The following is an 8,346-nucleotide window of genomic DNA, read 5'->3' on the forward strand; positions in this document are numbered from 1 at the left end:
CCCCCCCCTTGGAGTTGGTTTTACTTCAATCAGTTTAAGAGATTCTAAGCGATCAATAGCGCGTTGTACCGTTCGTTTCGAAACGCCCATGCGATTGGCAATGGCGTCTTGCGATGGGTAGACCTCATCTGAAACTTTCCACCAGTGAGAAAGAAGATGAATCAGCGTATTCATCTCTATCGCACTCATACCAAGCTCGCTTTGTAAAAATAACAGTGCTGTAGGGACTGGGGTCCATCCTAAAGCCAGCGCAGACTTCCCCCATTTTGCTTCCAGCTCAGCTTCCGAAATTCGCCTATTCATACAAATTCCCCAAAAAAGCATGATGACACACAGTCACACACCATGAATATACATATAGGGTGACATGTGCGCACCTTTATCACTACATTATTAATGGTCTATCTTTACTCCACGGCTTCACGAAACTAGTGAAATCGAACTGTTAGCCCTGCCATCGGCTGTCCTGAATTGGATAAAGATCGCAACGGCGGGATTTATAAAGCCCACCCCTGAAAGGGGGTGGGCTTTTCCTTTTCTAGCCCCCCGCTTTTTCTAGCGTGACGCTTCGCTAGCCCGTAATCATTCGCGCTTGACCGGACTCCATGCCAGCTAATTTCATCCCTGGCCTTCGATCCCTCGGACCGGAGTTTCGTGTACGCACGCCCTGTAAAAAGTTTGCGCATGCGCAAACTTTTAGCTTGCCGGCAAAGACCTTGAGGTACGCATAAGGCTCATTTTGCGAGGCCTAGAAGTAGAGGTTTGTGCTGCCGAGGCTCGCTGAGGGGGGCTTCTATAATCACTCTATAATTGTCCATAATTTTCCATAATTGCCTATAAAGTCCTCTTTCTGCCGTCCTCTTGGGTTTCCCGTGGCGGCGTCGGTCGCCACGACTGATTGTGAAGCAAGCTCCCTCTGAAAATATGTTTCAACCAACCGGGCCAAGGGTTTTGCGCGTTGTATACCTGACTTTGCCCAGGTTGCCGCCTTGTCAGCGCTGTTGCTCCCCGGGCAAGCTGTATCTACCCGGCCCACTAAACCCATAACAAAGCGCCGGGAAGGAGCAATGCGATGACTGATGATCTGATTTTCCTCAAGGCCGCTGGCTTTTTGGTGCTGGCCTACAACCTGCTGCGCGGCTGGCAGCGCTACAAGGCGCGCAAGGCGGCGGATGATCCGTGGAGCGGGATCGAACACCGCTAAGCCGCGCAGGGCCCACGGACGGCCCACGCGTTACGAATAACGCCACTTATGTAAAAGAGGGGGGCACACCTGGCACCAGGGTGGCCTCCTTTTTTATTGGTCACGGCTACCACAACCCCATACACTGGTACGCCAGACCCCCAGTCACTGGTTTTACGCAGTGACCGCCACTCACTGGAAAAGGAAAAGCCCCGATGCCGTTACCCGTCACGCCTTACTTTGAACTGCGCCTGGAGGATCTGCGGGCGATGGTGCTGGAGCAATGATCGGCGAAGGCATTCAGGAAGAGGTGTTGCGCGCCTTGGTCGAACAGCAAGCGGTCAGGGAGTGCTTGGTGGCCAAGGTCAACGGCGGCCCCGACTGGGGGCTGTCGATCCGCCTCGGGGGCAGCGGCGCACGCTGGGTGCCGGTGCGCTCGCGGCGCGAGCGGGTGCGCACCTGGGCGAGCTTGACGGCGGTCGGGCGCTTTGCTGATGGGATTGGCTTAAGAGGGTTTGCCGTCGAGCTGTGACGCGTCACGCCGGCAAATTTCGGGCAAAAAAAAGCCGCCTTAGGAGGGCGGCTTTTTCGTTGCCAGTCCGGTTAGTGGCCGGTCCGGCGCGCTCACAGGAAACGCGTGGTGTGGACAAGAGATTACAAGGTGGCACTTGCAGTGGCAATAATTAACGATTGACGGTGTGTGAAGTCTATCTAGCGTCTGTCTGGTATCAGTTTGATACCAGCGCGCAGAGCCCACGGTGGGCAAGGGCTGGCGACTTTTTTGGCTGTTTCTTGAGCAAAAATAACCCTGCCTAAAAAAACAGAAAAAAATCTTCTACCCGTCAACATCGCCCAAAGCCGCGTAAATGCTAGCTCTGACCGAAAAACCCTTCTCGTCGACCGATTTATGAGCCGCTTCGCCGCACCACAGCGCAAAAAAATTCGTTAACATCAGGCCAGATTCACGCGGTGTTCAACGTGAATCCGGACTTCTCCACACGGGCCTAGTAATCCGTGCCGGATTAGAGAGAGGTCACAGGCTTAGCCACCTCACAGGAAACGCGTGGTGTGTTTCCAAAAGGCGTGCGTGTTCCGGGATAAGCGCGCTGGAGGTCTGGCCCAACTACGGGAGGGCCAAGCATGTTGAAGGTTTTAAAACATGCGTGGGATTTCGTGGTGGTTTGTGTGCGTGTGCATCACGTCTTTGAACTGCTGCGGGATCGCTTCGACGACCTGCAATAAGGTCGGCAGGATGGACCGCTTCAGCTTCGGCTGGAGCGGTTTTTTTTGCTCCATGAAAAAGCCCGCCAGGTGGCTTGAGCTGTGAGGCTCGAAGGCCAGGGCGCGGCCCCGTATTTACGCTGCAATAGGAATAAGCGCTGTTTTATCTCTTGGCTCTAAACCATTGCCAATGAATGGCCATGGTTTAGGCCCAGCCCCTGCAAAATGGCGCTGTGCGGCAGAGCTAAAGCGGTCTGCATTCGCCGCTGGAGCCAGGTCATACACGAATAAACGCTGTTTTATCTCTTGGCTCTAAACCATTGCCAATGAATGACCATGGTTTAGGTCCAGCCCCTGCAAAATGGAGCTGTGCGGCAGGGCTAGAGCGGTCTGCATCCGCCGCTGGAGCCAGGACATACACGAATAAACGCTGTTTTATCTCTTGGGCTGAAAGCTCCCTGGGACGGAAATGGACGGCATATAAAGATGCCCTGACGGCGCAGGCGCGCCCTCTGCGTTTCGTGTTATTGCCTAAAAAGGGAGCGGCGCCACCAAGGAATCGGTTTTTCATTTGGCACGATCTCCGCTGTGCCAGGTGTGTCAGGCGGTGGCAGGTCAGGTTTGTACTCAAGCAAACGCATTGCTTGGCGAAGCTCGGCCATTTCTTCTCTCAATGCCTTAAGTTCAGCCAAAATTAAAGCGGTGTCTGGTGTGCCATTAACAGTGTCAGCGTGTGCCTGTTTTTTCTCTTCTGGCTGTGCCAGAGGTTTCAGCTCTCCATAAACGCGAATTAGCTCGGACGTCTCTAGACGGCGAGCGCTATCACCCTCAGGCTCCCATGATAAGCGGCCTGTAGCCATATCGCGATAAAGCGTACGGCGGCTTTTCCCTGTGAGTTTCTGGGCCTCTGTGATGGTGTGCCATGCCATGTGCCACCTCGTTAAAGCTGTAGTGCCATCTGATCGTTCTTGGTGATCGTAAACGAGAACCCAACGATCTTCCGTCCTTGCCGACGAGGCTCTGCGGTAACTGCCAGATCGGTGTTTTTGTTAAGTTCGGCTAGAGCTGGATCAATGACCCAACGGCGCAGATCTTTGACATTTGGGTACTTTTCTCCGAGATCGAGCATTTCTCGCACTTGGGCGAGTGTGCATTCCCGTTGTTTGAGCTTGATGAACTGGCTCATCAGCTCGTAGAGACGGACAGAGTAGAAGCTAGACAGGCTGCCGATTTGCTTGAGCTGGTAGCTGGTGAATTCCTTGTTCAGCATGGTCAGGTGGGGGAGCACCGTGGGGGAGAAGCCCAGTTCGACGCAGCCTTGGCCTTCCCTGTACTTCACATGGAAGACCCATCGCATGCGTTCCACGAGCTTGCCCTTTACGTACCGACGGATGTCACGGTTGAACAGCCTGGTGGCTGCATCGTCTAGCGCCGCATAGGCGTGTTTGACATCGATGCCAAACACCTCGGCAAAAGTGTCGGCCCTAACGGTTAGATAACCATCCTTGGGCAGCGGCTTGCGCGGGTCGATTAGCGACGCAGCGCAGAGCACCAAGCGTTTCTCGTTGAGCGTCAGCGTATGTGAGGCCTCAACGAGCTTGTTGGACTGCGTGACCTTGTTATCGACCATTACCTTCCCTTAATACCCGGAATCTCTCCCTCATAGAGTATTAAGGGGAGAGGGAGAGAGTCAACACCCTCTCCCTGTTAAAGGGGAAAGAGAACCTGCTCCCCGGCTACGGTTGTGGATAACAGCCGGAATCTCTCCCCCATCGACCCGGAATCTCTCCCCCTTAAACCCGGAATCTCTCCCCTTTAAACCCGGAATCTCTCCCCGAACTATTTAAAAAAACCTTTAAAAACAATAAGTTAAAAAGACGAAAACAAGTAAAAACAAGAAAAACAAGGTTTAAAAGAGATGATTCGAGCCGGTGAGGATTGGGCTCCAGCAGTACAAGGGATTTGGGAGCTGTACCCATCTAAGTGCGCCTGACCGGCCACTCGAAAGGAAGGGCATGATGCAGCAATCCAACATGCGCCCCTCCAGTCCCTGCACGCCCTCCCAACTGCGCGCATGGCTTTAGCCTGTGCAAGGGCGTTTCGCTCCTTCACGGCGCTGGCTTCGCCCTGCTCGCTTCGCTCGCCTGGTAACCGTTCTTAGGGGTGGACTCCCCCCCCTCCTGCGCGACAGCGCCCCTGAATGCCGATCACACGGCGCAACGGCGCAACGCCTCAGAACCCTGCTGGTCGTCACCCAAAATCGCCTTGCGCTCTGCGGGACGGATCAAGAACCCATCCATCAGTGACAGCAGATCATGGAGTCCACCACCTGGAAATGATCCGGTCCGCTGAAGGTGGTCGAGGATGGCTGCACCGACCAACACCTTGACCCGATCATCATCCTTCTTGGTGTTCGCCTTGATACGGGCCTCCGATTGCTGGATACGGGCGGTGAGTTGATCCCGTTTACGTTTAAGTTCTTCCAGATCGTTAGCCATTCAGTCCGTCCAAGTGTGATGAAAAAAATGAGCATATACCGTGCTCTTGTAGTCGATCCAGGTGATGCGAATTTTGTGGGTTTACATTAAAGTATAGGCGGACACATACCCCCCCGAAGCAAAGCAAGGGCGCACTTTAGCAATCTTCGATTGCGTGCGTCCCCTACGGGGCAAATCAAAAGCAAGATCAGGAGCAAAACAGCGTGGCGATTGGTTCGGCCAGAGTTACGAGTATCAGCAGAAGTGGTGGCCGTTCGGCCACTGCCGCTGCTGCGTACCGTACTGGCCAGAAAATCACCGACGAGCGCACCGGGCTGATCCACGATTACACGCCAAAGGCCCGCAATGGTGGTGTGGTGGATGTGGCCATGTATCTGCCGGAGGGTGCACCGACCATGACCACCGCCGAGTTGTGGAATAAGGCCGAATCAGCCGAGAACCGGAAGAACAGCCAGCTCGCTCGCGAGTTGTTGGTGGCGTTACCGCACGAGCTGACCCAGGTGCAGCGCCGGGAACTGGTGGACGCCATCGCCGGTGCGATGGTCGAGCGCTACGGCGTGGCAGCTGAGGCCGCGATCCACCAGCCGGGGGCGGAAGGGGATCAGCGTAACCACCATGTGCACCTGATGTTCACCACCCGGCGGATGGATGCCAGCGGACAACTCACCGAAAAAACCCGCGAGCTGGACGTAAAGCCGCGTAGTTCGGCAGAGGTGCGGTGGATCAGGGGGATGGTGGAAGAGTCCACCAATCAGGCGTTGGAGCGTGCTGGGCTCGATGAGCGCATCGACATGCGCAGTCAGACCGAGCAGGCCGCTGCGGCTATGGCTAAATTCGACAGAGGGCCGCTGCCGCTGGATCAACATGCGGACGCTCTAAGCCGATTTATGGCGTCCCAGTGGGAGCCGACCCTGCACGAAGGGTCGGACGTCACAGCGGCCAAGCGGGCGGCCAGCCGCCGGGTTGAACCTTCCCTGTCCATTCTCGCCCAGGAGAACGAACTACGCCGAGACAGCCAAGAGCTGGCTCAGCTCGATGCGCAGATTTACCACTTCGAGTATTTTGCCCCGTTGCAAGCCGCTGCTGCTGCGCGGCAGCAAGAACAAGAACGCCAAGAACAAGGCCGGCGTTTATCCGAATTACGCCGTCAGCTCAGCGACGCCAGGCACGCGGTCGACCAAGCCAAGGCCAAGGCTGCGGTTTTGCGCGGACACCTGAATGCGGCGCCCCCGCCCTTCGTGGCGGAGGCTCAGCGGCTGAAAGCCGAGGCCGAACAGGCCAAGGCAGAAGCGCAGCAATGGCGTGCAGAACACCCTAAAAAGGCATGGATGGCCGAAAAATTGGATCGCCCGCTTGAGGTAGATCGCGTGGCTGGTAAGGCTGCCGAGCGGTTCAATACGTCGCCGGAACGAGGGCAGGCCCTCCAGTGGCAGGCCGAGCGCGGTGAACTGAGTGCCGAGCTGGAGCGCATCGATGCGCAATATCCGACGTTGGCCAAGCAGCCAGGTCGCATCGAAGACGAGCTGCTGTTGCACTACGGGGACGATCAGCTGCGGCAGGACATCGAGGACAGATTGCGGGTGGTTCATGGGTTGGAGCGTTCCATGGATGCGGAGCGCCGCGATCCTGTTCGCGGGGTGAGAATGGAACTGGTCGAGCGGCTGGAGCATTGCCCGACTGGAACTGACCTGGTGCAGGTTTATCGTGATGCTGAGCGCTTGTTGAAGCGGGCCCAGCGGCTAGAGAGCGACTGTACCCGAGCGCGCAAACTGGAGATGCTGGAGGCGACGAAGCTCGTACTGCGTGAGGCCCACAGCCTGATCGAAAAAAGCCCGCAATCGGCGCAGCCCGAGCTGGACGAAGCGCTCAGCGTGATTCAGGAGCAAGAGACACAGAACCGGAAATGGCGGGGCATGGATGCGGATCAGTGGCCCGCGCTGGATGTTCTGAAGCACCGGCAGGACGCTGCGAGCGATTTGCGGGGCATGGTCGAGAGCCGTGTGCGGGCGTTCGAGCAGTACAGCGACGTTCCACTGCAGGATCCATCATGGCCAGACAAGCCCAAGCGTGGGCCACGCCCTGGCTAAAGAGAGTCTGGAGTTAGCTTCCTTAAAGGAAAGAAAACTTTCCTTTAAGTGCTTAAAACAGCGCTAAAGACAAACATTCTTTACTTAGCGGCAGGGGCCTTCCGTAGAGTTTTGACCGGTGGCTTACTCTTCTTCGTCAAACCAACCATTTGAGCGGACGGCCCCAGCTAGTGGACCGGCTGGCTCCAAACTTTTTTCAGGGTGCCGCTGCCACTCCAATAGCTGGGTCATTAGCTGGACATCCAGACGATGGGGGGGGAGGTCGACCTCAGGGGCCGCGTCTTCTGGATTCTCGGGTTGATCGATCATCGCGGGAGCCCTCGGTTAATCCCCAAAGCGGGCTAATTCTTGGAGCCCGCTTTCTCATTGTAGTTCTGCGAACAGATGCTCTATTTTTTATATTTCCTACAGCACTCTTCAAACCTTGTGCGATAACCCATAGAAGTCATATATCTAACCTTCTCAGGAGATAACCACCCTATAACTTCGAAAATTTTCGAATACTCTCTCTCTAAAGAGTCTATTGCTTGATTTAGATTTTGAGCTTTTTTACCCTTCCAAACAGGTTCATGGTGGTATAACCGATTCCTGTATAAATTCACCCTTTTAAGCTCAGGAAAAATACTTTTTACAGATTTTCCATTGCGTCCTGGGAAGATATTATCTAGCTCGAACTGCCAGAAGTGGTAAGGATTGTTTTTAGGATCTGCGTGTATAGGTTCAAGCATATGAACCCAAAACCCGAACATTATATTAGAGACTAGATCATCTTCCGTATAACCCTTCAGACGTTTACGTCTCGCATTCTCGTCAGACTTTGATTTGGCTCTCCGCAAAATTGTCTTCCCATTCGCTGAAATAGGCAGCAATTCGTACCATTTTTTGCCATTACCATCTATTGGAAATCTATTGCAAAGCGCATGGTAGATCGAGTTTCTAAGGCAAACCTCAAGCATCTGTATGGGCACAAAAAAATGTGAAGACATTTCCTGTAGTGAGAAATAGGCATCTATTAACGCTTTTGATTCTGGTTGCAGTCCTAAATTTGTGTAGACGGAAACGCGAGGTATTGAAAGCCCACTGAGTATTTTTCTTATTTCTTCTTCAGTCATTACTTATGTCCATCTTCCATTCTCTTGCCATAGCCATTCTATTTTTAAGATTAGGGGCTGCTTGTTCCAAAATTGCAGATAGAGGTTTCAGATTATATATGTTTCGCCCATTGTACTTCCCCCCCCTTGGAGTTGGTTTTACTTCAATCAGTTTAAGAGATTCTAAGCGATCAATAGCGCGTTGTACCGTTCGTTTCGAAACGCCCATGCGATTGGCAATGGCGTCTTGCGATGGGTAGACCTCA

At 54.3% G+C, this 8,346-nt stretch carries 9 protein-coding genes; 3 read left to right on the forward strand and 6 right to left on the reverse strand.

All coding sequences use genetic code 11. The features are described from left to right. Positions 1-303 (reverse strand): helix-turn-helix domain-containing protein (locus CKW19_RS27890; RefSeq protein WP_160012844.1); only part of this gene is annotated, 303 nt, incomplete at its 3' end. A 769-nt stretch (positions 304-1,072) separates the two neighbouring features. Between CKW19_RS27890 and CKW19_RS29315 the strand changes: the two genes are divergently transcribed. Then, a complete protein-coding gene (locus CKW19_RS29315; protein ID WP_256580391.1) occupies positions 1,073-1,204 on the forward strand; it encodes a hypothetical protein in 132 nt (43 codons plus the stop codon). 262 nt (positions 1,205-1,466) lie between these two features. Further along, the gene (locus tag CKW19_RS27895; RefSeq protein ID WP_095061732.1) at positions 1,467-1,715 is read left to right on the forward strand and encodes a hypothetical protein; all 249 of its coding nucleotides are present in this window, start codon (positions 1,467-1,469) and stop codon (positions 1,713-1,715) included. Between the two features lie 1,213 nt (positions 1,716-2,928). On the opposite strand, the gene CKW19_RS27900 is transcribed toward CKW19_RS27895, so the two are convergent. From CKW19_RS27900 to CKW19_RS27910, 3 genes are all read right to left on the reverse strand, one after another. Then, positions 2,929-3,333, reverse strand: coding sequence for an entry exclusion protein 1 (locus CKW19_RS27900; protein ID WP_256580392.1), 405 nt, complete (start codon positions 3,331-3,333; stop codon positions 2,929-2,931). 11 nt (positions 3,334-3,344) lie between these two features. After that, positions 3,345-4,034, reverse strand: a complete 690-nt coding sequence (locus tag CKW19_RS27905) for a replication initiation protein (protein ID WP_095061734.1) — start codon at positions 4,032-4,034, stop codon at positions 3,345-3,347. A 577-nt stretch (positions 4,035-4,611) separates the two neighbouring features. Continuing rightward, positions 4,612-4,902, reverse strand: coding sequence for a hypothetical protein (locus CKW19_RS27910; protein ID WP_095061736.1), 291 nt, complete (start codon positions 4,900-4,902; stop codon positions 4,612-4,614). A gap of 203 nt (positions 4,903-5,105) precedes the next feature. On the opposite strand from CKW19_RS27910, the gene mobQ reads away from it, so the two are divergent. Next, entirely contained in the window at positions 5,106-6,989 is a 1,884-nt protein-coding gene (mobQ, locus tag CKW19_RS27915; RefSeq protein WP_160012845.1) for a MobQ family relaxase, read from the forward strand. A 389-nt stretch (positions 6,990-7,378) separates the two neighbouring features. On the opposite strand, the gene CKW19_RS28675 is transcribed toward mobQ, so the two are convergent. Together CKW19_RS28675 and CKW19_RS27925 are read right to left on the reverse strand one after the other, a co-directional pair. Then, positions 7,379-8,101 (reverse strand): hypothetical protein, encoded by a 723-nt coding sequence (locus tag CKW19_RS28675; protein ID WP_143500401.1) that lies wholly within the window; start codon positions 8,099-8,101, stop codon positions 7,379-7,381. Continuing rightward, on the reverse strand, positions 8,094-8,346 hold a 253-nt coding region (locus CKW19_RS27925), incomplete at its 5' end, for a helix-turn-helix domain-containing protein (RefSeq protein ID WP_143500403.1). The genes CKW19_RS28675 and CKW19_RS27925, both read right to left, overlap by 8 nt.

The sequence above is a fragment of the Pseudomonas sp. Irchel s3f7 genome, from assembly GCF_900187615.1.
Classification (GTDB): Bacteria; Pseudomonadota; Gammaproteobacteria; order Pseudomonadales; family Pseudomonadaceae; genus Aquipseudomonas.